15 protein-coding genes and 1 pseudogene are annotated in these 26,298 nt (G+C 40.3%); 9 read left to right on the top strand and 7 right to left on the bottom strand.

Annotated features, from left to right (window positions below; translation table 11 throughout):
* On the bottom strand, positions 1 to 6,241 hold a 6,241-nt coding region (locus H5161_RS10195; RefSeq protein ID WP_182769197.1), incomplete at its 3' end, for an Ig-like domain-containing protein.
* Positions 6,242 to 6,481: 240 nt separating this feature from the next.
* Between H5161_RS10195 and H5161_RS10190 the strand changes: the two genes are divergently transcribed.
* The 4 genes from H5161_RS10190 to H5161_RS10175 all read left to right on the top strand — a co-directional run bounded on the left by H5161_RS10190 (position 6,482) and on the right by H5161_RS10175 (position 12,733).
* Positions 6,482 to 8,458: a TolC family outer membrane protein gene (locus tag H5161_RS10190; RefSeq protein WP_182769196.1), complete on the top strand. Its 1,977-nt coding sequence runs from the start codon at positions 6,482 to 6,484 to the stop codon at positions 8,456 to 8,458.
* A gap of 108 nt (positions 8,459 to 8,566) precedes the next feature.
* Entirely contained in the window at positions 8,567 to 10,705 is a 2,139-nt protein-coding gene (locus H5161_RS10185; protein ID WP_182769195.1) for a type I secretion system permease/ATPase, read from the top strand.
* A complete protein-coding gene (locus tag H5161_RS10180; RefSeq protein ID WP_182693280.1) occupies positions 10,702 to 12,123 on the top strand; it encodes an HlyD family type I secretion periplasmic adaptor subunit in 1,422 nt (473 codons plus the stop codon). The genes H5161_RS10185 and H5161_RS10180 overlap by 4 nt, the downstream gene beginning before the upstream one ends.
* Before the next feature lie 22 nt (positions 12,124 to 12,145).
* Complete coding sequence (locus H5161_RS10175; RefSeq protein WP_138488691.1) at positions 12,146 to 12,733, top strand: response regulator transcription factor; 588 nt, start codon at positions 12,146 to 12,148, stop codon at positions 12,731 to 12,733.
* Between the two features lie 19 nt (positions 12,734 to 12,752).
* Here the strand turns inward: H5161_RS10175 and H5161_RS10170 are convergent, their stop codons facing one another.
* The 3 genes from H5161_RS10170 to H5161_RS10160 all read right to left on the bottom strand — a co-directional run bounded on the left by H5161_RS10170 (position 12,753) and on the right by H5161_RS10160 (position 16,003).
* A complete protein-coding gene (locus H5161_RS10170) occupies positions 12,753 to 14,708 on the bottom strand; it encodes a LapD/MoxY N-terminal periplasmic domain-containing protein (protein ID WP_182738854.1) in 1,956 nt (651 codons plus the stop codon).
* A complete protein-coding gene (locus H5161_RS10165) occupies positions 14,708 to 15,415 on the bottom strand; it encodes a transglutaminase-like cysteine peptidase (RefSeq protein WP_002961331.1) in 708 nt (235 codons plus the stop codon). The genes H5161_RS10170 and H5161_RS10165 overlap by 1 nt, the downstream gene beginning before the upstream one ends.
* 129 nt (positions 15,416 to 15,544) lie before the next feature.
* Entirely contained in the window at positions 15,545 to 16,003 is a 459-nt protein-coding gene (locus tag H5161_RS10160) for an LPP20 family lipoprotein (RefSeq protein ID WP_024593173.1), read from the bottom strand.
* A gap of 140 nt (positions 16,004 to 16,143) precedes the next feature.
* On the opposite strand from H5161_RS10160, the gene H5161_RS10155 reads away from it, so the two are divergent.
* Positions 16,144 to 17,337, top strand: coding sequence for a flagellar assembly protein FlgT (locus H5161_RS10155; protein ID WP_149602267.1), 1,194 nt, complete (start codon positions 16,144 to 16,146; stop codon positions 17,335 to 17,337).
* Here the strand turns inward: H5161_RS10155 and H5161_RS10150 are convergent.
* Positions 17,334 to 18,236, bottom strand: a complete 903-nt coding sequence (locus H5161_RS10150) for a LysR substrate-binding domain-containing protein (protein WP_182769194.1) — start codon at positions 18,234 to 18,236, stop codon at positions 17,334 to 17,336. The genes H5161_RS10155 and H5161_RS10150 overlap by 4 nt on opposite strands.
* Before the next feature lie 112 nt (positions 18,237 to 18,348).
* On the opposite strand from H5161_RS10150, the gene H5161_RS10145 reads away from it, so the two are divergent.
* Together H5161_RS10145 and H5161_RS10140 are read left to right on the top strand one after the other, a co-directional pair.
* A complete protein-coding gene (locus tag H5161_RS10145; protein WP_182692706.1) occupies positions 18,349 to 19,077 on the top strand; it encodes a glutathione peroxidase in 729 nt (242 codons plus the stop codon).
* Positions 19,078 to 19,158: 81 nt separating this feature from the next.
* A complete protein-coding gene (locus H5161_RS10140) occupies positions 19,159 to 20,607 on the top strand; it encodes a dihydrolipoyl dehydrogenase (RefSeq protein ID WP_182769193.1) in 1,449 nt (482 codons plus the stop codon).
* A gap of 203 nt (positions 20,608 to 20,810) precedes the next feature.
* Here H5161_RS10140 and H5161_RS10135 read toward each other — a convergent pair whose 3' ends face one another.
* Positions 20,811 to 22,523 carry a thiamine pyrophosphate-dependent enzyme gene (locus tag H5161_RS10135; protein WP_165723556.1) on the bottom strand — a complete coding sequence of 571 codons (1,713 nt, stop codon included), beginning with the start codon at positions 22,521 to 22,523 and terminating at the stop codon, positions 20,811 to 20,813.
* Complete coding sequence (locus H5161_RS10130; RefSeq protein ID WP_220490830.1) at positions 22,523 to 24,196, bottom strand: FMN-binding glutamate synthase family protein; 1,674 nt, start codon at positions 24,194 to 24,196, stop codon at positions 22,523 to 22,525. The genes H5161_RS10135 and H5161_RS10130 overlap by 1 nt, the downstream gene beginning before the upstream one ends.
* An 816-nt stretch (positions 24,197 to 25,012) precedes the next feature.
* On the opposite strand from H5161_RS10130, the pseudogene H5161_RS10125 reads away from it, so the two are divergent.
* Positions 25,013 to 25,168, top strand: a pseudogene (locus H5161_RS10125) (dihydrolipoyl dehydrogenase); the annotation flags it as partial.
* A gap of 144 nt (positions 25,169 to 25,312) precedes the next feature.
* A complete protein-coding gene (locus tag H5161_RS10120) occupies positions 25,313 to 26,245 on the top strand; it encodes a hypothetical protein (RefSeq protein WP_002961341.1) in 933 nt (310 codons plus the stop codon).
* The last annotated feature ends 53 nt before the right edge of the window (positions 26,246 to 26,298 follow it).

Raw genomic sequence — 26,298 nt, 5'->3', positions numbered from 1 at the left:
GTGTTAAGTCGCTAACATCGCCTACGTTTTGAATGGTGAGTATTGGCGCTTGCGTGTCGATAGTGGTGGTATCACTCACTGTAGTTTCGTTGCCAACACTGTCGCGTACACTTACTTCGATGGTGTTATCACCTTCATTTAAATCTGTTTGTGGAGTTACTTCCCAGTTACCATTTGCATCTACTGTGGTGGTAAGTGTTTGTTCAACCCCGTTATCATCAGTAATAACAACCGTGATGCTGGTACCAACGTCTGCATCACTAGTGCCTGAAATGGTAGGTGTTGAGTCGTTAGTTACAGTATCAAAGTTTACGGTTAAGCTAGGCCCTGATGTATCTATGTTGCCTGTAGCCGTATCTGAAGCACTATTTCCAGCAGCATCAGATACTTCAGCTTCTACAGAATAATCGCCCGAGGCCAACTCTTGAGAAAGTTCAACACTCCAATTACCATCGGCATCTGTTGTTGTGCTTAATGTGCGAACAACCCCTTGAGAATCAGTAACCGTTAAATTTATAACTGTGCCTGCAACTACGTCAGTTGTGTTACCTGAAATAACCGGTGTTGTATCATTACTTGTTTCTAGTTCATTTACTTGTATGGTTGGAGGCGTAATATCAATTACAGCATCAAGCTCTGCATTTGCGCTTCCACCACCTATGTCTGTTACTGTCGCACTAATTAAAATGGTGCCTTCAGCCAAATCGGCTGGCGGAGTAACACTCCAGAGTCCGTTTTCATCAACAACCGTAGTTAAAGTAATTATTCCACCCGCTGAGTCAGTGATCTGAACTTCAACTTGAGAGCCAACTTGTGCATTAAAAGTATCACCATTTATTTGAGGTGTTTGATCGTTAGTTTCGCCAATAACATCAATGGTAATAGTCAATGCGCTTGTATCAATTGTGCCTGAAGCACTTGCTGTGCCTTCATTACCAGCGCTATCACTAATACTTGCATCTACAGAGTAGGTCCCTTCAGCTAAAGCCGCAGGTACTTCTACTGTCCAACTTCCGTCTGCAATTACTTGTGCTGAAATTGTTTGTACTGCACCATTAGCATCGGTCACTGTTAAAGTTATGGTTGAACCAGCAGGCTCCCCGCTAACCGTGCCTGAAATGGTCGGTGTTGTATCACTCGTATCGCCTAGTGCATTAATAGTAACTATTGGCGCTGTGGTATCAACTTCTCCCGTTGTTGTGGCGGTAGTTTCATTACCTGCTGTATCGGTAACCGATACTTCAACAGTAAATTCGCCTTCACTTAATTCATTTGGTACATCAACACTAAAGGTGCCATCGGCTTGTACTTCTGTGGTTATAGTTTGTGGATTACCAGCTTCATCAGTTACGGTAATAGTAACAACTGTGCCTTCTGGCTCACCCGTTGCGGTGCCTGAAATAGTTGGGGTGGTGTCGTTACTATCAGCCAGTGCATCTATCGTGATCACCGGTGCTAAAGTATCAACCTCGCCAGTCGTAGTTGCTGTGGTTTCATTGCCCGCAGTATCTGTAACCGATACCTCAACAGTAAATTCACCTTCACTTAATTCATTTGGTACATCCACACTAAAAGTGCCATCGGCTTGTACTTCAGTGGTGATAGTTTGTGGGTTACCTGCTTCATCAGTTACGGTAATAGTAACAACTGTGCCCTCTGGCTCACCCGTTGCGGCGCCTGAAATGTTTGGGGTGGTGTCGTTAGTATCACCTAATGGGTCAATAATAACTGTTGGCGCGGCAGTATCAACTTCGCCTGTTGTTGTTGCGGTAGTTTCATTACCTGCTGTATCGGTAACCGATACTTCAACAGTAAATTCGCCTTCACTTAATTCGTTCGGTACATCAACACTAAAGGTCCCATCGGCTTGTACTTCTGTGGTGATTATTTGTGGGTTACCTGCTTCATCAGTTACGGTAATAGTAACAACTGTGCCCTCTGGCTCACCCGTTGCGGAGCCTGAAATGGTTGGGGTGGTGTCGTTAGTATCACCTACGGGGTCAATAATAACTGTTGGCGCGGCAGTATCAACTTCGCCTGTTGTTGTTGCGGTAGTTTCATTACCTGCTGTATCGGTAACCGATACTTCAACCGTAAACTCACCCTCACTTAATTCATTTGGTACATCAACACTAAAAGTGCCATCGGCTTGTACTTCAGTGGTGATAGTTTGTGGGTTACCTGCTTCATCAGTTACGGTAATAGTAACAACTGTGCCCTCTGGCTCACCCGTTGCGGTGCCTGAAATGGTTGGGGTGGTGTCGTTAGTATCACCTACTGGGTCAATAATAACTGTTGGCGCGGCAGTATCGACTTCGCCTGTTGTTGTTGCGGTAGTTTCATTACCTGCTGTATCGGTAACCGATACTTCAACAGTAAATTCACCTTCACTTAATTCATTTGGAACATCAACACTAAATGTGCCATCGGCTTGTACTTCTGTGGTTATGCTTTGTGGGTTACCTGCTTCATCCGTAACTATAATAGTAACAACCGTGCCTTCTGGTTCGCCCGTTGCGGTGCCTGAAATAGTTGGTGTTGTATCGTTACTATCCGCCAGTGCATCAATCGTAATATTTGGTGCGGTATTATCAATAGTTCCCTGTGCAGAAGCTTCACTTTGGTTACCTGCTTCATCACTAACGATGGCATTAACACTAAAGTCACCTTCAACTAACTCATTAGTATCGGCTGTCCAGCTACCATCAGCTAGCGTTTGTGTTGTAATTGTTTGTGTATTACCACCAGCATCTGTAACGATTAACGTAACAGTTGTTCCGGCTGGTACATTTTGTACAGAACCTGAAATTGTTGGAGTAGTATCGGCACTATCTGGGATTGTATTAATTGCTATAATTGGAGCTGATAAATCAATTGTTCCACTAACAGTATCGCTTGCTTCATTACCCGCAGCGTCTGTTACTGTTGCTGTAATTGTAAAATCGCCTTCAGCAACAGCTTGAGTTGCACCTACTTGCCAAGTTCCATCTTCTGACACAACCGCCGTCAATGTTTGTGACTCACCATTTGCATCAGTAACTAAAACACTAACAAGGCTACCCGGTGCTACATCACTCGTTGTTCCGCTAAATGTAGGCGTTGTATCGTTTGAATCAGCAAAGTCATTTATTGCAACTAAAGGAGGGGTGGTATCAACTGTGCCTAATTGTGAATCTTGAGCTGCGTTACCCGCATTATCAGATACATTAGCTGTTACTGTAAAATCTCCCTCGCTTAAAGTAGTTGGAATCTCAATACTCCAAGTACCATCCGCACTTATAGTAGTCACTAACTGTTGCTCAGCCCCTAGACTATCGGTAATAATTAAAGTTACTTCACTGCCCGATGCTAATCCTTGGGTAGAGCCTGTAAGAGTAGGTGTTGTATCGTTTGTATCAGCAATATTGTTAATAGTTACACTTGGTGCGGTTAAATCGACCGTACCTGTAACAGTTGCCGTACTGCTATTGCCTGCAGTGTCGCTAACACTCGCTGTTACTGTGAAATCTCCTTCACTGAGATCTGCAATAATATCCGCTGTATATGTACCATCTGTATTTGTAGTTGTTGTAAGTGTTTGTTCATTGCCTTCACTGTCAGTTATTACTAAGGTAACTTCTGTTCCTACTGGTACATCAATTACGTTGCCACTTACTGATGGGGTTACATCATTCGTATCCTCAATAGGATTAATCGTGATTGCAGGATCTGTTAAATCAATTTCTCCAGTTTCGCTTGCAGAAGCTGTATTACCCGCAGCATCAGTTACAGTTGCAACCACACTAAACTGGCCTTCAACTAATTCATTACTTGCCTCAACTGACCAGCTTCCGTCAGCACCAGTAACTACTTGCACGGTTTCTGCTACGCCATCGCTTCCTGTAAATGTAACGGTTACTACCGCACCAGGATCTACGTCTTGGGTAGAGCCGCTAATTGTTGGTGTTGTATCGTTAGTATCAATAATAAAATTAATACTTACAGTTAAATCAACATTACCTACTGCACTTGCTTGCGCTTCATTACCCGAGTCATCTATAACAGCAGCAACTACTGTAAAGTCGCCCTCCGGTAGAGGAGTTGTTACTTGTGCAGTCCACGAACCATCTTCTTGCGTCACTGCAAGTAATGTAAATGTGCTGCCATCGCTTGCCGTAATAGTTAAAGTAATGGTTGTACCTGCAGGCACATTACCGGTGTTACCACTTAAAAATGGAGTGGTATCGTTAGTATTAGCAATTGCATCGATTTGAATTGAAATAGGAGCAAACGTTATTTCGCCGTTTGTTTGCGCAGATGCCTCATTACCCGCAGCATCGGTTACTGACGCAGTTGCGGTAAATTCACCACCTGGCAAGATTTCACTAGCATCAACACTCCATGTGCCATCTTCATTTAATAAAGTAGTTAAAGTTTGTACGTTACCGTTTATATCGGTTACTAATACTGTAATTACAGAGCCCGCTGGAGCGTCTTCTACCCTACCTACAAATGTTGGTGTAGTATCGTTAGTATCAGCAATTGCAGTAACGGTAATATCAGGGTTTGTTAAATCAACAACACCTTGGTTATTTGCTTGGGCTTGATTACCTGCAGCATCACTTACACTTGCATCAACCTCAAACTGCCCTTCAGCCAATGGCGTAGTTACGTCGATAGACCAATCCCCATCAGCGTTAGTTTGGGTTAATAATGTTTGAGTTTGACCATCAAAATCGGTAATAACCACACTAATAATAGAGCCTGCAGGTACATCTTGCGCGTTACCTGTAATCGTTGGCGTGGTGTCTTGAGTGTCGTTAATATTATTAATTTGTACCGAAGGCGCCGTTAAATCAATTACTCCTGAATCACTTGCTAATGCTAAGTTTCCTACACTGTCGCTTACTTGTGCATCAACAGTAAAATCACCTTCAGGTAAAGGAGTCCCTACTTCTACACTCCAGCTTCCATCGGCTTGGGTAACTGCAGTTAATGTTTGTATTTGTCCTGCACTATCTGTAACAGTAATTGTTACTTGAGTGCCCTCTGGAACACCATTTGTTGTTCCAACAAGTGGTGGTGTTGAGTTATTTGTTTCATCAGTTACATTTACGGTGATTACCGGAGCAGTTAAATCTACATTCGCTAAAGCTTGGTCTATAGCTTGATTTCCAGCTGCATCAATCGCAACAGCGCTTACGTTAAACTCCCCTTCAGATAAAGGTGAGGTGGTAGTAATTACCCAATTTCCTTGAGCATCAACCTGAGTAACTATTGTTTGTACCGTACCTGCACTATCCGTTAACGTGACTGATACATTATCCCCAGTATTCAAACCAGATACTGTCCCTGTCACTGTCACTGTTTGCGAAGCAGAATCGGCAACAGGATCAATAGCAATAAGTGGAGGTGTTGTATCAACCTCAATTGAAATAGTGTCGTTTATAGGATTACCAACAGGATCCGTCGCTTCAACAACAACCGTTACAGGGCCATCAGCAATTGGTGTTGGTAGGGTTATTTCAAAGGTACCATCAGGGCCAATTACAACACTAACTACTTGAGAGTTTCCATCAACATCAGTTACCGTTACATTAACCGTTTCGCCGATTAAGTTTTCGCTCGTACCGGTGATTGTAGGTTGTGATGAGTTAGTAATACCTAGCTCATTAAGTGAAATAGATGCAGTAGTTGAATCAGGCACAATACCGTCAGAGGTATCTCTTAAATTAAAAGCTTCAGTAGCGCCTTGCTCAAAAGATGAATCAAAAGTAACACTACTAGGATCAACACTTTCAGAAATTCGGGTTAGCTGTACAAACGAACTGCCTCCATCTGCACCCGCAGCGTTACCCCCACCAGCGGCTGTTGCCTCTAAATTATCTAGAATGTCCCCATCACCTTCTAACGCATCTAAAAAATCTGTTACATCAGAATTAGCCGCTGTTGATGGGTCTTGCTCTGCCCCTAAATCTAAGCTTGCAATTGCTTCATCTAAACTTTCATCAAAAACAGTTGTTTCGCTAGAATCTCTGGCTTCTTTCGCTAATAAGTCTGGTGTTATTTTTACCTTTTGATTTGCGGGTATAGATAAGGTTTCACCTTGCACATCAATTTGTAAAGACGATTTAATAGCAGTAACAACTAAATCACCCACGGTGATAATGTCACCAACATTTAATGCTCTTATTGACCCATCATCCAGCACCACACCTGCCGAACCTTGAATATCAATAACTACCAGTTGATTTGCTTCCATTTTGGTACCCTCAAACTTTTTAAAATAACAATCTAATAAGTTAAAGGTAGGACAAAAAAGCCACATAGATACTGTACTCAAGTACAGGTTTAAAAGAAAAATTCAAAAAATAAAAAATCAACAAGAAAGTGGTAGAAAATTTTTTTTATGCTAACCAAAACGATTACTTGCAAAAATAGTATTCCTTTACTAAATACTTAAGGGAGTATTTACGGTCTTAACAGGATCTAAGAGGAAGAAATGATTACAAAAAACACTTTTAAGAAACATCAAGAGACTATGTTAATCGGACTAACGATTACAGCCGCAACTCTACTAAACTATGTGCATGCAAATGAACAATCAGCAATGCCACTTACCTATGTCTCAAGTAAAGCGATTGAAAACAATCCTGAAGTACAAGAAGCATGGCATGCTTTTAAATCTTCGATTTATGGAGTAGATGCTGCCCGCTCAGGTTATTTACCAAGTGTTGATGTATCAGCAAGCGCGGGCTATGAAAGAAGAAATTACGGTGTTGAAGAAGAATATAACCGTAATACAGCCGAGTTAAGTGTTACTCAAATGCTTTACGACGGTTTTAGGACCTCGAATACGGTTGATCGCTTTAAACGCATTCAACTCATTAGGTACTTTGAGCTTATTTCTCAAACAGAACAAACAGCACTTGAAGCCTCAATAGCCCTGCTCGACGTACAAAAATTCAAAGAGTTAGTACAACTTGCAGAAGCAAATTTACAAGAGCACGAGTCTGTATATCAACAAATAGAACAAAGTGTAGGAGCTGGTGTAGCGCGCGCTGCCGATCTAGAACAAATTAGTGGGCGCTTATCTTTAGCACAATCTAACGTATTAACGGAGTACTCAAATTTACATGATGTAAGCGCTCGCTACTTAAGGGTTGTAGGAGAGCTTCCTATGAACGATATAAAGCAAGCTGACCTTGATGAAAAAAATATACCAATTTCAGTTAATCAAGCGCTAGACGTCGCTTACAAAAATAGCCCTTCATTTTACGCCTCTTTGTATAATATTGAAGCACAAAAAGCGAACGCAAAAGCACAAAAAGCAGCGTTTCATCCTAACGTAGATTTATCTGCCCGCTACGGTAGCCAAGATAGAGATGAACTTGGTCAAAATGAAACCAGAACAGAAGCGCGAGTCGGCATCGATATTAGCTATAATTTATATAATGGTGGTCTTGATAATGCCAATTTAGAACAAGCCTATCAGGATATAAACATTGCAAAATATCAACGCGATCAGTCTTGTATTGATATTCGTCAGAGTCTGCAAATTGCTTATTACAACGTCACTATATTAGAGCAAAAGTTACCGGCGCTTGATCAACACCGCGAATCATCAACTAAAGTTAAAATTGCATATAAGGATCAATTCGATATAGGCCAACGAACTCTACTAGACGTACTTGATGCCGAAAACGAGTCATTTCAATCAACACGTTCATACATAGTGGCGCTTTACGACCGTCAATCAGCTATTTTAACTATGCTAAAAGAAATGGGGAAATTACTGCCAGCACTTAACGTGATGTCAGATAAATACCCTACATTAAAAGAGCTAACTGACGACCCTATTGTTCATAACGCACAAAATATCTGTCCGAGTTACGATGTAGCAACCACTTTTAGCCGCAAGGCATTTCTTCAAAAAAAAGCTAAGCAAGATAATGCATACATGAGTGTAACGGCTATGCCAAGGTACTTAGATATACCGCTGGAAACCGACACGACAGCAAGCAGCTTTACCGATGATGATGGTGACGGCGTACCAAATGAGCAAGACACTTGCCCAAGCACACCTTTGAGTACAAATGTAGATTTATCTGGTTGCACAATTTATAGCGCATCAACCTCGAATATAGAAATTGGTATTCCTTTTTCTGCTGACTCAAGCGATGTAAGGTCTCAATATATTCAAGAAATTAGTCGGCTTGCAGATTTTTTAAAAGAGAACCCAACTAAACAGGTTGAAATACAAGGTCATGCCTCTTTAGATGGAGACCGTAAATATAATCGTAAACTATCAGAAAAACGTGCGTTTGCCGTAGCTGAAATTCTGATTAAGCAATTCGATGTAGAACCTAAACGTGTTAAATCGTTCGGGTATGGCATCGATCAACCACGTGTAAACGAAGTATCAGTAAGAGCAAATGCTGCGAATCGACGTATCGAAGCTGTAATTACTGATACCTAAAGACAATTAACGTTATGTAAATAACCTAAACTCGGCATGAAATATTTAAGTCGAGTTTAGGTTTACTAGTAACAATCCTATGCAGTTCTACATAACATTGGATGGTGTATGGAATTAAACGATGTACTTGATCATGGTGGCATCCTCGTTGACTGCCTAGCAGTTTTATGTCGTCATCATGGTAAAGAGTTTTCAAGAGAAGCACTATTAAATGGACTTCCTCTAACTGATGGAAATCTTACTCCATCAGGTTTTTCGCGCGCAGCAAAGCGCATCGGCTTTAAATCAAAAGTAGTTAATAAGCCATTACAAAAAATTAATACAGCACTGCTACCTGCCATCTTAATTTTAAAAGATAACCAAGCCTGTGTTATTAATTCTATTGATTACGATAAACAGTTGGTGAGTGTAATTTACCCAGAACTTACAGAATCAGTTATCGAACAAAGCATTGATGAGTTAGCTGCTAACAGTGTAGGTTTAGTTATTTATGCTCAACCAGAGTTTGCATTTGATGAGCGAACACCTGTACTTGAAAAACTATCAAAAGACGGATGGTTTTGGGGAGTAATTAAAGAATGCCGCTCACTTTATAAGGACGTAATTATTTCGGCTGTTGCTTTGGGTTTTTTGTCGGTTGCTATGCCTTTATTTGTAATGAACGTATATGACCGCGTAGTGCCCAACCACGCAACAGAAACCTTATGGGTACTTGCCATTGGCATTTTAATAGCACTCACTGCTGACTTTGTTTTGCGTTTAGTAAGAGGCTACTTTGTAGAGCTTGCTGCCAGTAGAATAGATGTCAAAGTATCGGCTGTAATAATGGAGCGGGTATTAGGTATGAAACTAAAAAACCGCCCATCGTCCGCAGGCTCCTTTGCTAGCAACATTCAATCATTTGAAGCTGTACGTAACTTTTTTAGCTCCATAACGCTTGTCGCATTAGTCGACTTACCATTCGTAGTTTTATATTTAATTGTTATCGCCATTATTGGCGTACCCCTAAGTTTACCCATTATAGCGGGCGCACTTATATTATTAGCTTACGCTATAGCCGCACACCGCAAACTTGAGGCTCTTTCAGAACAAACAATGAAAGCAAGCTCAATGCGAAATGCAGTATTAGTCGAAAGCTTAACCAATATTGAAGATGTAAAGAGCTTTCACTCAGAGTGTAAAACACAGTCTGTATGGGAAAAGTCGACCATTTACATTGCACAAGTAAACGCACATAGCCGACTCGTTTCTAGCTCTATATCAAATACAGCATCATGGATACAGCAATGCGTAGGCGTAATAATAATGATAATAGGCGTACACCTCGTTATTGAAGGTGAGCTAACTCAAGGCGGGTTAATTGCAGCCTACCTATTATCGTCTCGTGCTATGGGCCCAATCGGGCAGTCGGCCGCTGTTTTAGCACAATATCATCATGCCGCAATAGCAATGCAATCGCTGAACGAGATTATGGAAAAAGAGGTCGAGCGTCCACCTGGTAAGCATTGGTTAAGCCACCCTATTTTAAAGGGTGATATAGAATTTAAAGATGTATGTTTTAAATACTCTGACGAATCTCATAATGCGCTCAACGGCGTTAGTTTTAAAATTAAAGCCGGTGAAAAAGTCGCCATTTTAGGACGCAATGGCTCAGGTAAAAGTACATTAGAAAAGCTTATTTTAGGACTATACGAACCCTGTTCAGGATCAATTTTGATGGACAATAATGATATACATCAAATTGACCCAGCTGAGCTTCGTCATAATATTGGCTACCTACCACAAACCGTTGCCCTGTTTTATGGAACCTTGAAAGACAACCTCACCATGAGTGCTTGGCATGCCAAAGACGAGCAAATTATTGAAGCCTGTGAGCGAAGCCAATTATTTGATTTAATTAATTCGCACCCAGACGGATTTGATTTACAAGTAGGTGAGCAAGGTCGTCAATTATCAGGTGGCCAGCGCCAAGCTGTAGGTATGGCAAGAGCCATAATTAACGACCCTCCAATACTATTACTAGATGAGCCAACCTCATCGCTAGATCATAATAGTGAAAGTAAAATTATTAATAATTTAAAGGGTTATTCTAAAGGTAAAACCTTAATCGTGGTGACTCACCGCTCATCATTACTTGAGCTTGTTGACCGAATTATAGTTTTAGATAACGGAAAAGTAGTTGCTGATGGACCAAAACAAAAAGTAATTGCAGCGTTAAATAATAAGACAGTGGAGCAAGCCTCATGAGTGACAATAAAAAACCACTTGAACAGCGCTCCTTTGAATCTGTTAGCAGAGCAATAGAAGCAAGAAAACAAGGCAAGCCATCAATATTTAATAAACTATTTAAAGGATGGATTTCTCCGCCTAATAGCCAAGACTGGGTAGTCGATGCGCAGTGGGAAAAAATGCAACAGGAGCCAGCAAGCGCTAGGTTATTGCTCTATTTAATTTGTTTAACGTTTATATGCCTTATTGTGTGGTCTGGTTTTGCTAATTTAGATGAAGTTGCTCGTGGTGAGGGGCGAGTTATTCCCTCCAATAAATTACAACTTATTCAATCTTATGATGGTGGTATGGTCGAAAAAATAAATGTAAAAGAGGGGCAAATAGTAAATGAGGGTGATGTACTCATTAAAATAGACCCTACCCGCTTTATTTCTAGCTTTAGAGAAAACCAATCCAAAGTTGAGTCGTTAAGCGCAAAAGTAGCGAGACTCAGAGCACTCACTCAAAAAAAGGAGCTCGTATTTAGTGAGTCTGTTATTAAAAATGCGCCTAGAGTTGTGCAACATGAACGTTCTCTTTATTTGAGTAACAGCCAAGAATTAGAGCAACAAGTAAGTATTCACAAACGCCAACTAGAGCAGCGACACCAAGATTACATTGAAGCCAAAGCGGCACTTGAGCAGCATACGAGCGCGCTGCGCTTAACAAACAGAGAGCTCTCTGTTACTCGCCCATTGTTACGCACGGGCGCTATCTCAGATATAGATATTATTCGTTTAGAGCGCCAAATAGTTGATCTAAACGGCGAGATAAACAGAACCAAGGCAGTTATAAATAGGAGCCTTTCGGCCATTAACGAAGCTAAAAATAAAGTAACCGAAGTTGAACTCGTTATGATTAACCGTTGGAACAATGAACTATCCGAAGCGCTACTTCGACTAGATTCAATTAAAGAAACTGAATCTGGCTTGGCCGATAAAGTAACACAAACCGAAATACGTTCTCCTGTTAAAGGCACTGTACAGCGATTATTAGTTAATACTGTTGGCGGTATTTTACAGCCCGGTAGCGATGTTATGGAAATTGTCCCGCTTGACGATCAACTTGTAGTAGAGGCAAAAATTCCTCCTAAAGACATTGCATTTTTACGCCCTGGGCAATCTGCGATGATAAAATTTAGTGCCTACGACTTTGCCGTATATGGAGGCCTTGAGGCAGAGGTTTTACATATTAGCGCCGATACCATTACAGATGATCGTGAGAATACCTTTTATTTGGTGCAACTAAAAACCACCAAAAATAACTTTTCAAAAGAGCTGACTATTATTCCAGGTATGACCACTCAAGTGGATATTATTACCGGTAAAAAAACCGTACTTGAGTATCTTTTAAAACCAGTTCTTAGAGCTACATCGCAAGCAATGACAGAGCGTTAAGCATTTAATAAATGGAGAAATAATGCGCCAAAGTATTTTTATTACACAGCCTGAATTTGAATCGAAGCACTGGCGTGCAGCGTTTCCTGGTTGTTTAATATGCACAAAAGAACCAAACAGAGTAACGGCATCAAGTATTATTTGGGTTTTAGCCGGTACACCGAACTGGCTTGAGCTCGTTAAAAAGTATTCGCAACAACGTTTACTCGTTATTGTTATGACCAACGAACTAGAAATAAATCAACTAAGGAGTGCGCTTGAAGCAGGAGCTAAAGGATACGTAGAAGCACTCGCCACTAAAGTAATTATTGAACAAGTACTTGAGACTATTTGTTCTGGCGGAATATGGTTACCAGGACAATTACTATCTAATTTAGTGGGAGCTTTATCAAATACACCGTTTAAATATGCGAGTACATGCGAGCTTGAGTTACTCACAAAACGAGAACGCCAAGTAGTTGATATTGTTGTAACAGGCGCTACTAATAAACAGGCTGCAGAATCTTTAAATATTACAGAGCGTACGATTAAAGAGCATATGGGTTCTATATTTAATAAGCTAAAAGTACGCGACCGCATCCAATTAATGTTAGTTGTAAAAGGGCATTAACCGCACGGTTAATGCCCTTTTACTCTTTAATAACCCCATCAAAGCCTAAGTTAATAAGTGTATCGAGGTCATCTTGACTGGTAACACCTTGTGCGACCACTTTAATACCAATAGAGTGCGCTAACGTACACACCCCTCGCAGGAATGTTTGGTTATCTTGGCTGTAACTAATATTATGCCCATAAACGCTATCAATCTTAATCATTTCAAGCCCAAACTCCTGAATTTTTTCAATTTTAGTAAATTCAGGACCTACACGTTTTAACGCCACCTTAGCGCCCATACACCTTACATCTTCACAAAAGCCTTTAAATATTTTAATTTCGCTGACGGCAATACTTTCTCGTATATCAAAGCAAATTTTAGAGGCTAAATCAGGAAATGCCGATAGATAGGTAAGAATTGAAGCAAGCGCAGCATCATCAAGTAATGTTTGGGCAGATAACTCAACCGAAATCAGCTCACTTGGTGGCTCAATACTATACTGAGCAACCAACGCCTTAATTAATCCCCAATCTAAACGCGCTAATAACTTTAAGCGATTAGCCCATTGGTAATAATAACTTGCCCGATATATTTGCCCGCCAAGCTCTAGGCTCAGTCCTAATTGATTTTGCATCAACTGCCCCGTAAAACTCGTTACTGGGTATGTGTTAATTTCTAGCGCTTTGTTATCTAGAGCTTCTTCTATTGCATTTTGCCAACTCGTTGCATCATCAAATAACTCGCTTTTTTGTTTATTGTCACTTACTTTTGCTTGAACACCTGGTTTATTATCGGCTGATTTTAAAAGTTCATCGGCTCGTTTTAATACATCAAACCGCGTGTCATTCTTTTGTATGTAAGTGCAACTATGCGGTATAGCTAATTCAATATTTTTATACTCTTCAATAAAAGATTCATGGAGCCTAACTACTTTTTTACTCAATACCTCAATATCATCAGTATCACTAAACAGTACAGTAAAGTCATTATGTGATATTCGGGCTATGTAGTTTTCTGAAAAGTGTGCTTCATTTGATTCTAAAAACTCGATTAAAACCTGCGAAAAACGACGTAAGAAATTAACCATTTCTACACGGCTAATTTGTTCGCTCATTTTATCTAGGTTTACAACCCGAAATAAAAACAAGGCGCCATGGGCATGATCTTTCGATTTTTGTAAGTGGGCCTCAAGCGTTGCACCAAAGTATTCTCTATTTGCTAAACCAGTTAGCTCATCATGTTGTGATTTAAATCTAAGCTCTTCTAAACGTTTACTATCTTCTTTAATAATACGACTAAAACGGGTAGATAATTGGTTCATAGATTGCACTAAACGTGCAAACTCAAATGTACGAGGGACGGTGGATTTAATAAAACGTTTTTCACCAAATGCATTAGCCTGATACACAACATCATCTAGCGGTTTTAATATCCTACTTAAAAAGTAAGCACTAACTATACAAGCAAAAAAAGCGACAATTAAAAAACTAAAAAATAGTTTAAGCGCACTTTCCCATAAGGCTTGCTCAGCATATTGACTGTGGCTTTCTATAAACAAAGTTCCAAATTGCTGCCAACCATTATTTACTTGCCCAACCCCTGGTTGAACATTTAACCCATACATTGCCCTAAACCACTGTGGAGCCGTCGCTTTAAGCTCATCGGTAAATGTGCGTTTAACAATCACCTCACCATTAGGGTTTTGTAGCTCTATTCGCTTATAGTGACCGGTATCAAATGTGGCTGAAACTAATAATTCAAGCTCAACGGGGTCTTTGTCTAATTGACTGATCATCAACGCAAGTGAGCTGGCGTTATCTACATTTTTTAAGTACAGCTGGGTCGAAAAATAATTTTTAGCCGAATTAGTACTAATTAAAACACTACTTATAAAACCCACAAAAATAACAATTAATAATGCAATCCATAGCTCTTGCCTGAGTGTTATTTTTCGTTTTTTAAGATACTTAGATAAGGAAAATGATGCCATTACCACATAACTCCTTCTTTGGTTGTCTGCTCCAAAATTTTACGCCAGCGTGAAAGTCTTGCTGTTGGGCTGGCTACACTTTTGGTTGAATTATTAGCCCATAAACCTTGGCTGTTAAAGCTAAAAACAGGGCTTAAATCTACACGTTTTGCAGCAGGTAAAACCTTTGTTATTAAACTGTCTAAAATAAGTGGCTGAGCGTTTGGTGTAGCAAAATAACCTAACACCATATGCGCTTGCGTTTTGTTAGTGCCCGCAATTTTTGCTTTTACATAAATAAGGCGTAACTTGTCGTCGCTCACACCTAACGCTCTTAAGCTGATATATTTTGCTATTGCGTAATCTTCACAATCACCGAGGCCTCTGCCTAATGTTTCTAAAGGGGTTGCCCAATAATCGTTTTGTTTCCATAGCAAAATATCTGTCTGGTAGCGTAAATTACGCGCAAAAAAATCATTAACAATAAGAATTTGTTGTTGCTCTGGCTTGTTTTGAGTTTGCACCAACATGCTTTGCCAGTTGCGTGCAACCGCCGCTCGCGCAGGTCCATATTTTTGACCCATGAGCTCTATAAAGGTATTAAATTGAATAGTTAGTCGGCTTGCAAGCACACCACTGGAGAGTACAAAAAACAGCAATAGGTAGCGCAAATTGGCTTTGCACCATATAAATAATTGAGGATTTAAATGACTTGGCTTAATCGCCATTTACAGAGCCACTGTTAATATAAGTGGCAATAAAATACATCTGTTGAGCACTACGTAATCTGCTTAAAATTAATCCTAACAACAGCATAGCACTCAATATAAGAGGATGAGATATTTTGAATAACTTTTTTAGTAGTACGTTACTTTTTTAACTTCGCGTGGTTTTACTTCACCTATGTATAAATCGTGCACACGCTTCATATTAAGCTCAAGCTCGGTCACGTAAGTATCATCTACTGCGTAAGTTTTAATTATTTGTGCACCTTTAATAAGCCCCTGCACTTTACTTTCTAAGTAATCGTCTTGAGCAATTGAGCCTTCCACCGTTGTTCCTGCGGTAATTTTTTGCCCATAGACTTGCTCAGTAAGCTCGCGGTAAGCTTCAAGCTTAGAAGCCTTAATGGCCATAAGTTGCTTTTGCGACAAGTTAGCACCTTTTTGCAAGCTAATAGGTGCATACCCTATCGCTTTTAAAACGGGGTAATTATTTGGCTCTACATATTTATATTCAACATGCTTATCAAAAACGCTGCTACAACCACCTAAGGTTAAACACCCAAGTGTAATAAGTAATGAAATTGCTCGCATAGCATTTAGCCCTTGTATAGTAATTAGCAGTACATATGCACGTTTAATGCCATTTATAGCATTACTAATAATTACCAAATAACATTGGTACAGTCCTTGCTCAACCTAGTTAATAGCTAACGTTTAATTGGAGTAAAATTATGAAGTCGTTTTTATCATTGGCATTTGCAGGGTTAAGTGCAACGGCATTATTAACGTTCTCCCCTTTTACTAAAGCACAGTGGTATGAATCAACGGGTCACGCGAACGTCCAAAATGGTGATACAAGCGCTGCTAAATCTGCCGCTATAAAAGATGCGATTACACAGGCGTTAGTATTCTCTGGCGCACGGGTTAGCTCTGTGCAAACCTTGGTAGATGGCGTGTTAATGCAAGATCAGCTAAAAATTAGCAGCCACGGCGAAATTCAAAAAATTGAACTGGTCAGCGAAAATAAATACGACAATAAATTTGCCGTTACATTACGGCTCGATATTTTTTCTCAAACAGAGCAATGCCCACAAAATAGTTTTAATAAGTTTGTGGCCGTTACACAAAGCCAACTTGTTCATCGTGAACACGCCAAAATGGGTCAAATATTTGACGTAAGCAAAGCTATTAGCAAAAATATTTTTACTTCCCTGCAAAAATCAAAAATGAGCGCAGTACCTATTGCTTACTATAATAATGCAATAAGCGTTGATAAGTACTTTTCGCAGCAGCACGACTATTCAAATGCCCAATTAGAAGAAATATCTTCGCGCAGTAACGCTCAATATGTTCTGCTTAGCCAAATAACCAGCCTTTCGACTAGCGACAAACTCAATAACGATTATGCATTTTGGCAAGACGAGGCGTATGAGCGCAGTTACAACATTGAATTTGTATTATTCGATGGCACTACCTATGAGCAACTTTGGCAAAATAGTTACCATACTCAAGCAATATGGCCATTTGAAAAAACAACCATAGTTGACGTCAATAGTGATAGGTTTTGGCAATCGCCTTATGGGCAAAGCATAACTGATATCAACCAAGCAGTAAGTTATGACATTCAAGCAGCCATGGCGTGTTTGCCAACTCAAGGCAAAATAATGCACATGGAAAATAGCAAAATCGTTATTAATTTAGGTAAAGCTCATGGTTTGAAAAAAGGCCAGATGCTAAGCATTGCTCACCATAACTATTTAACCGACGCGGCAGGTAATGTTATGCCGCACACCATCACCACGCTTAATAAAATTCGCGTTGAGCAGCTTTATCAGCAAACTGCAGTAGCAGTCAGTATTGACAATAAACCGCTACCTGGCGTGCAAATTAACGATGTAGTAGAAATAATCAGCCAAGATCTTTAATTAACCTTTTTAGTTAATTTAGCTTTTAAATTAGGGTGAGCCGATAACCACTCGCCCAATTGTTCTACACCCGATAAATGCGGATAATGCTTTCTGCATGCAAACACCACATTACGCTGCTGATTAGGGAATATAGGCAAGTAATCAATCCCTACACGGTCGGTACATGCCAGTTTTGGTACAAATGTAATACCGTCATCCATGGCCACCAACGCTAATAATGTTTCTAAACTATTACCTTTATACTGGTTAGATACATCGACTCCCGCAGAAAAACAAAACTTTTGGGCTTGATCTTTAAAGCAATGACCATCACTTAACATTAGTAGGCTGCATCCTTGAAGTTCGCTCAACGCCACTTTTTTATGCTTAGAAAGCGCGTTATCTTGTGATACCGCCACTAAAAAATCTTCTTTGTATAAAGCAACCGTATGGTAATTAATAAGCTCTGGCACATCGGCTAAAATAGCAAAGTCGAGTTCGCCATTATTTAAAGCTTCTAAAATTGTTGCTGTTTGCATCTCAATAAACGAAAACTGACTATCAATAAATGCCGCTTTCATTGATGTTAATAACGCAGGCAACAAGTAAGGCGCAATGGTAGGAATAATACCAATAGTTAATTTACCTTGTAGAGGCTCATTAGAAGTAGCAGCAAGTTCTTTGAGTATTTGCGTTTGTTCTAAAATAATCTCTATTTGCGTCAACAAACGTTCACCTTTTGCTGTTAACGTAACTTGTTTAGTTGAGCGGTCAAATAAAGTAACGCCAAGCTCATGTTCGAGTTTTTTTACTTGGCCACTTAATGTAGGCTGACTTACAAAACATGCATCGGCAGCTTTGCGAAAGTGCTTGTATTGCGCTATTGCTTTTACATATTCAAAATCTTTTAAGTTCATATTCAGCTCTACGTGATAGTTTATAACTATCAGTTTAATACAAACAAACGATTGGAACTATATTTAATTATTCACCATAATGGCTATCAACAAATCAAGAGGAACAAAAACTATGTTAAACAATATCGAAGGTCAAACAGTCCCAAGTGTTACATTTGCAACTCGTCAAAATAACGAATGGAAATCAGTAACAACAGATGAAATTTTTAAAGGTAAAACGGTTGTAGTGTTTTCACTACCTGGTGCATTCACACCAACATGTTCATCAACTCACTTACCACGTTACAACGAATTAGCAGGCGTACTTAAGCAAAACGGCGTTGACGAAATTGTATGTTTATCAGTAAACGATACCTTTGTAATGAACGCATGGGCTGAGCATCAAGAAGCGCAAAACATTACTTTATTACCAGACGGCAACGGCGAATTTACTGACGGCATGGGCATGTTAGTAGACAAAAACGACCTAGGCTTTGGTAAGCGCAGCTGGAGATACTCTATGCTTGTTAAAGATGGCGTGGTTGACAAAATGTTCATCGAACCAGATTTACCAGGTGACCCGTTTGAAGTATCTGACGCAGACACAATGCTTGATTACATCAACCCTAAGCAAGCTAAACCAGAACCTGTAAGCATCTTTACTAAACCTGGCTGTCCTTTTTGTAAAAAAGCAAAAGAGCTTCTTGCAGAAAAAGGCTTCGCATATGAAGAGATTGTTATGGGTGCAGGCGCATCACTAACAAGTCTAAAAGCTGTATCTGGTCGTGACACTGTTCCACAAATATTCATTGGTGGTAAGCACATCGGTGGTTCAGACGACTTAGAAAAATACTTTGCTTAATTAAGTAAAAAATAGCAGGGGCGTACGCGCCCCTCTATATCAATCTCATCGCTTAGATTGAAAATAATAAAGGATACCACTATGAAAGAATTGCAAACCGATGTTGTTGTTATAGGCGCTGGCACTGCTGGTTTAAGTGCTTATCGTAATGCTAAACAGTTCACACAAAATGTATTAATGATCGAATCAGGCCCATACGGCACCACATGTGCACGTGTTGGTTGTATGCCAAGTAAGTTATTGATTGCAGCCGCCGAAGCCGCACACGCAATTGAAATGGCACCTGCATTTGGTGTTCATAGCTCAAAGCCTGTCATTGATGGCAAAGCAGTTATGGCACGCGTTAAAAGTGAACGAGATCGTTTTGCAGGATTCGTAGTAGAAGCCGTAGATGAATTACCAGATGGTGATAAAATTCGTGGTTACGCTAAATTTTTAGACGCAAACCGCGTACAAATAGACGACCATACAATTATTACAGCAAAACGCTTTGTAATTGCCACCGGTTCACGCCCTTCATACCCTGGCGTATTTAATAACTTTGGTGACAAACTTATTATAAACGACGACGTATTTGATTGGGATGACCTACCAGAATCAGTCGCTGTATTTGGCCCTGGTGTAATAGGTCTTGAAATTGGCCAAGCACTTAGCCGACTAGGCGTAAATGTAAAACTATTTGGTGTAGGCGGCGCAATTGGCCCACTTACAGATCCAGTAGTAAAAGACTACGCAAATACTGTTTTTGCTGAAGAATTTTTTGTAGATACCGACTCAAACGTATCTGACATGATGCAAGTTGGCGACAAAGCACAGCTAACTTACACCGACAAACAAGGTGAAAAACACACTGAACAGTTTGACTACGTACTTGCAGCCACAGGCCGAGTACCTAACGTAGATAAACTAGGCCTTGAAAACACCGGCATTAAACTTGATGAACGTGGCGTACCGCACGCAGACACGCACGCAATGCAGTGTGGTGAGTCGAACATATTTATAGCAGGCGATGCAAGTAACATGCTACCACTGCTACACGAAGCATCTGACCAAGGTGCTATTGCAGGTCAAAATGCAGGGCGCTTCCCAGATGTACGTATAGGTCTGCGCAGAGCAAAAATTGCAGCTGTATTTAGCGACCCACAAATAGCCATGGTCGGCGAAAGCTACAAGCAAATTACTGACCGATTAGGCCCATGCGGTTGTTTTGAAGTAGGCGAAGTAAGCTTTGAAAACCAAGGCCGTAGCCGAGTAATGCTTAAAAACAAAGGTCATATGCGTGTATATGCAGAGCAAGGTACAGGCTTATTTTTAGGTGCAGAATTTATTGGCCCACAAGCCGAACACATCGCTCACTTATTAGCTTGGGCTGTACAAAACAAAATGACCGTACCAGAAATGCTTGATATGCCATTTTACCATCCAGTAATTGAAGAAGGGTTACGTACCGCCCTTCGCGACTTAAACGCCAAACTTAAATTTGGCCCAGACATTGTAAATTCATGTATGGAATGTGGCCCAGGCGCATAGCCTATTTACCACACATACAAACTTGCTAAGCAAAAGCCAAAACATCTGTTTTGGCTTTTTTATGTATTTTTTTAAGCTGACCTCTCAAAAAAATTTAGTTGTTACACTTAATTGTTAATCGAATCAAAAAAGATAAAAACATCACCTAGTTCTAGCGCAATTTTCTTAACGTTAGATAGACTCTCTATATAAGCAGATTTGTATTATTTAATAAAGTTATCTCTGAGTAACGACACTACTTCGTTAGTACGACCATTTAGTACTGCTTTAAGGCCAAATAAAGCCGTAGAGGCTACCTGCCCTGCTTCTATTTTAGGCGGCATGACTAACTCCATTCTATTTACTTTTACTTCTAATAAAGCCGGTCCTTTTGCATCTAGCCATGCGCGCATCGTTGAAGGCAGTTCATCAGGGTCTGATACTTGCCAACTGTGCAAGCCAATTTGCTGTGCTAATAGAGCAAAATTAGGGTTCGAGAGACCTGTGTAACTATCAAGTAAGCCTTCTACCCTTTGCTCCATTTCTACAAAGCCGAGTGAGTCATTGTTAAAAATTAAAATTTTAACTGCTATTTTCTCTTGCACTAAGGTAAGTAAATCTCCCAATAACATGGTGATCCCGCCATCGCCACACATTGCTATTACTTGCCTATCAGGATATGCATTTGCAATTCCTAATGCCTGAGGATACGCATTTGCCATAGTACCATGCAATAAACTGGCTAAAAAACGGCGCTCTCCTGTAGCCTTTAAATGCCTTAATAACCAAACCATTGGACTTCCTCCATCGGCGGTAAAAATAGCATTATCAGTGGCCTGTTCACTGAGTAGCTGCGCCAGGTACTGCGGGTGAATAAGGTCAGAGTCGTGTTTTGCCTTTTTATTGTAGCCCTGAGTGTCTTTTTTCCACTGCTCAAGCGATTCATTCAAATGTCTATTATCTGATTTTTGTTCAAGTAGTGGGGTTAACGCAGCTAAAGTATCTTTAACATCGCCCACTAAACCAAGTTCGATAGGCGAACGGCGCCCTAAATGGTTAGCCTCTTTATTGATTTGCACAATACGGGCTTTTTCAGGATAAAATTGGGTATAGGCAAAGTCAGAACCTAAGCAAATTAACAAATCGCAATCGCTCATTGCTTGCACTCCTGCAAGATTTCCTAAAATCCCTGTCATACCAATGTTAAAAGGGTTATTAGGCTCTACAAATTCTTTTGCTCGCGAACTATGAGCTATCGGAGCGTTTAACTTTTTTGCCAAAGTAATAAGTTGATCATGCGCCTTTCGGGCGCCAATACCTGCGTAAATGGTAATGCGCTTTGCATCGAGAATCATACCAGCAAGCTTTTTGAGTTCGTCGTCACTTGGACGAATAACCGGTTGAGGCTGGTGAACCGACCAAGGCAAATCATCATCTATTTTCTCCTTAAATACATCGCCATTAACTACAACCACCGCCACCCCCTTGTGTGCCAATGCCGCTTGAGCTGCCTGGGTTACGATACGCCGAGCTTGATCTGGGTGGCTAATACGCTTACAAAATACAGAGCACTGCTCGTAAATTTTGGTTTGGTCCAACTCTTGTGGAAAATCCATTCCTTCCTCCGCCCTATCAATGTTGGAGGCTATTAAAACAACAGGGGCACCATTACGGTGGCTTTCAAAAATACCATTTACAAAATGTAAGCTGCCAGGTCCACACGTTCCAGCACAAACAGCAAGCTGCTCTGTCATATAAGCTTCTGCACCGGCGGCAAAGCCACCTACTTCTTCATGACGTACATTGACCCACTTTAAATCGGTGTGCCTAATCGCATCAGTAAAATGATTTATTGTGTCGCCAACAATACCATAACAACGTTTTGCTCCCGCTTGTACGAGAGTGTCTGCTATAACGTGTGAAACTGTTGTACTCATTAGTAATGTCCTCTTTTATGTGCTAATAACGTTGTTCCCATTGCATCGGTTAAATTTTTAATTGGCTTAAATGTATCTTTAGAAGCAGCTTCCCACCAATCGCAATACGCTGTATCGCCAGGGGTATCAAGCAAACTGTTAGGAGGTAAAAATGGATGGACTTCCATAATTGACTTAGATTGTGCTGCATCTATGCGCGTTATAATTTGATGGGGATCTAACTCACTAGGATGAACGCCACCGCAGGAGCCCACAATTTCACCTAATGCAGCTAACGTTTTAGAATGAAACAGCGCTGCTCTTTGTGATTGTATTTCTATATCTAACGAGCGTTGGCGCTGTGGATCTTGGGTGGTGATCCCCGTAGGGCACGTCCCTTTGTCACAACGCTTAGCTTGCACACAACCAATGGAAAACATAAACGCACGCGCGGCATTACACCAATCAGCGCCTAAAGCAATATGCTTAGCCATGCCCATACCATTATAAATTTTACCACTGGCACCGAGCTTTATATGCTTCCTTAACCCCGTACCCACTAACATATTTTGCATCATTACTAAACCATCCTCTAAAGGCATACCAACCCAATCCGACAATTCATTAGGTGCAGCGCCCGTACCGCCTTCTGCGCCATCGACCACAATAAAATCAGGGTAAATTTCAGTGCTAAGCATAGCTTTACCCAACGCCATAACCTCGTGGGGCATACCAACGCACAGCTTTAACCCTACTGGCTTACCGCCAGAAAGCTCACGCATATGTTGTGCAAATTCAAGTAATTCAACGGGTGTTGAAAAAGCAGAGTGCCCAGCGGGCGACAAACAATCTTCATGAGCGGGAACTTTACGGGTGCGGGCTATTTCTTCAGTTACCTTAGAGCCTGGTAACAAGCCACCATGGCCTGGTTTAGCACCTTGACTGAGTTTTATTTCAGTCATTTTTACTTGTTCACTTTGTGCAGTATCAGCAAACTGCTTTGGATCAAAATTGCCGTGCTCGTCGCGACAACCAAAGTAGCCAGTGCCTAACTCCCATACAATGTCGCCACCATGCTTTTTATGATACTCACTAAGCCCTCCTTCCCCGGTATCATGATAAAAGTCACCTATTTTAGCGCCTTTATTTAATGCCTCAACTGCTCTACCCGATAATGCGCCGAAGCTCATTGCCGATATATTTAATAAGGATGCTTCATAAGGTTGGCTAGATTGCTCATTACCAATAGTTACCCTTGGCTTAGTATCTGGCTGAGATTTAGGTGCCATAGAGTGGCAAACCCACGTATAACCATCTTCTTTTACGTTGCGTTCTGTACCTAAAGGCCGCGTATCACTTTTACCTTGCGAGCGAGCATAAATAAGATTACGCGCTTCAAAACTGTAAGGTGTACCTTCTAAATCATCCTCCACAATGTATTGGCGTAAAAATGGTCGTAAGTCGTAAAATATGTGCCTTATCCATGCTATTACCGGATAATTTCTAAGCAACGTGCTACTAGTTTGCAACCTGTCTTTAATGCCTAGTGCCACAAAAAAACCAGCAATAATGATGACGAATATTGAGAGGTAATTATAAGGATTTAAAAACAGAACTAGCACTAACACAATCAATGCACTGATCGGTAAAAAAGCGCGCATTAATAAATGAAAAAAAGAAGCCATTTGTTTCATTATCGTATTTCCCTTTCTTTTGAGTGAGCAAAAGCAAGGTGAAAGCATATACTAACCCAAGCTCGAGCAATTAATAATCTACTCTAGGGACACACTATAATAAGCAAACTGAACAAAAACTGATGAAAGAGACTAAAAAAGGAACAAACAAAATGGGCTACGCTCAATCAACTAATAGCAATTGCATTAAATAAGTGATCTATTATAGCGCTAAGAAAATAGCACAATGACAAGGCAAAATTGTGATGTATAAAGTCAAAATTTGATGATCATATACAAAGCTCCTAGAGTTTTTCGATATAGTTGTGTTGACCAAGACATAAACGTTATCAGAGGAGCTTAGTATAAAACTATATGGTGGGGTGGAGTTGACTTGCATTCAAATAATAGTGTAATTCCTATCATTAATGAACAGGGTGAAACACTTAACTGCAATCGTTTAAATAATGACATCTCTGTCATTTTATCTTTTTAGCCCCTTATAAATACAAGCTAGCAGGACTTGTTGTTGAATCAACATTTAATTTGTATTGGTTAGTTGATGCATTAATAGCTGCAAAGTTTAAACTTCACTTAGCGAATCCAGCTGCAACCCAGCAATACTCTGGTTAAAAATATACCAACGAGCATAGTGATGCACGCCGGTTAGCTGAAATGCTAAGTCTAGATATACTCTCTGGAGGCTATATTTATCCCCGAGAACTCAGGGCTGTTCGAGATTTAATGCACAAACAAATGGACATTGTTCAACAGTCCACTAAAAACTTATTATCGGTGTAAAGTTGTTATATGCGTCATCTTGGTTATAAGCTCGGTAGCAACAAAATGACCGTACCAGAAATGCTTGATATGCCATTTTACCACCCAGTAATTGAAGAAGGGTTACGCACCGCTCTTCGCGACTTAAACGCCAAACTTAAATTTGGCCCAGACATTGTAAATTCATGTATGGAATGTGGTCCAGGCGCATAACCTATTTGCCACACATACAAACTTGCTAAGCAAAAGCCAAAACTAACGTTTTGGCTTTTTTTATAATTTTTTTAAGCTAACCTCTCAAAAAAAAATTTAGCTGTTACACTTAATTGATAATTCAATTAAAAAGATGGAATAGCTATGCCCAATAATAAATTTAGACTAGTCACTCGCAGCGATTTTGATGGCTTAGTTTGTGCCGTATTGCTCAAAGACTTAGACCTAATTGACGATATTTTATTTGTTCATCCAAAAGATATGCAAGATGGCAAAATAGACATTACCGAAAACGACATTACGACCAACCTCCCCTACGTTGCAGGCTGTCATATAGCATTCGATCATCACCTTAGCGAAACCGTTCGCAACTCAAGCGACATAAAAAACCATATTATTGACCCAAAAGCCCCATCAGCAGCTCGCGTAGTTTATGACTATTATGGCGGCGCTGAAAAACTTCCAAATATTTCTGTTGAAATGATGGACGCGGTAGACAAAGGCGATGCTGCTCAGTTTTCAAAAGACGAAATATTAAACCCAACCGATTGGGTATTAATGAACTTTATTATGGATGCGCGAACTGGACTTGGCCGTTTTCGCGAGTTTAAAATTTCAAATTACCAATTAATGATGAAACTGATTGATGCGTGTAAAGATCAGAGCATCGAAGAAATCCTACAAATGGAAGACGTTGCCGAACGTGTTGCTTTATATAACGAGCATAACGAAAAAGCCAAAGAGCAAATTTCTCAATGCGCTACCGTTCATAAAAACTTAGTAGTCCTTGATTTAACTCAGGAAGAAACAATTTACGCCACAAACCGATTTGTTATTTATGCCATGTACCCCGACTGCAATATCTCGATTCATAAAATGTGGGGCCTTAAAAAGCAAAATGTAGTGTATGCCATAGGTAAATCAATAACTAACCGCAGTTCAAACACCAATGTTGGCGAACTGTGCCTTAAATACGGCGGCGGCGGCCATTTAAATGCAGGTACTTGCCAAGTAGAAACAAGTAAAGCTGAAGCTGTACTTAGCGAATTGATTGATAAAATTACAAGTGATGGTTAGTTGTAAGCTGTTATCTACCTAGCAGCGAAATATAGTGTATTAGTATTGACTAT

It is taken from the genome of Pseudoalteromonas sp. SG43-5 (assembly GCF_014164345.1).
In the GTDB taxonomy this organism is placed as follows: Bacteria; Pseudomonadota; Gammaproteobacteria; order Enterobacterales; family Alteromonadaceae; genus Pseudoalteromonas; species Pseudoalteromonas distincta.
This window is presented reverse-complemented; position numbering and strand designations above follow the sequence as displayed.

Bases quoted from the DNA above. Each gene is read 5' to 3' on its own strand.
- H5161_RS10190 (WP_182769196.1), top strand. From the start codon at position 6,482: ATGATTACAAAAAACACTTTTAAGAAACATCAAGAGACTATGTTAATC.
- H5161_RS10185 (WP_182769195.1), top strand. From the start codon at position 8,567: ATGGAATTAAACGATGTACTTGATCATGGTGGCATCCTCGTTGACTGC.
- H5161_RS10180 (WP_182693280.1), top strand. From the start codon at position 10,702: ATGAGTGACAATAAAAAACCACTTGAACAGCGCTCCTTTGAATCTGTT.
- H5161_RS10175 (WP_138488691.1), top strand. From the start codon at position 12,146: ATGCGCCAAAGTATTTTTATTACACAGCCTGAATTTGAATCGAAGCAC.
- H5161_RS10170 (WP_182738854.1), bottom strand. From the start codon at position 14,708: ATGGCATCATTTTCCTTATCTAAGTATCTTAAAAAACGAAAAATAACA.
- H5161_RS10165 (WP_002961331.1), bottom strand. From the start codon at position 15,415: ATGGCGATTAAGCCAAGTCATTTAAATCCTCAATTATTTATATGGTGC.
- H5161_RS10160 (WP_024593173.1), bottom strand. From the start codon at position 16,003: ATGCGAGCAATTTCATTACTTATTACACTTGGGTGTTTAACCTTAGGT.
- H5161_RS10155 (WP_149602267.1), top strand. From the start codon at position 16,144: ATGAAGTCGTTTTTATCATTGGCATTTGCAGGGTTAAGTGCAACGGCA.
- H5161_RS10150 (WP_182769194.1), bottom strand. From the start codon at position 18,236: ATGAACTTAAAAGATTTTGAATATGTAAAAGCAATAGCGCAATACAAG.
- H5161_RS10145 (WP_182692706.1), top strand. From the start codon at position 18,349: ATGTTAAACAATATCGAAGGTCAAACAGTCCCAAGTGTTACATTTGCA.
- H5161_RS10140 (WP_182769193.1), top strand. From the start codon at position 19,159: ATGAAAGAATTGCAAACCGATGTTGTTGTTATAGGCGCTGGCACTGCT.
- H5161_RS10135 (WP_165723556.1), bottom strand. From the start codon at position 22,523: ATGAGTACAACAGTTTCACACGTTATAGCAGACACTCTCGTACAAGCG.
- H5161_RS10130 (WP_220490830.1), bottom strand. From the start codon at position 24,196: ATGAAACAAATGGCTTCTTTTTTTCATTTATTAATGCGCGCTTTTTTA.
- H5161_RS10120 (WP_002961341.1), top strand. From the start codon at position 25,313: ATGCCCAATAATAAATTTAGACTAGTCACTCGCAGCGATTTTGATGGC.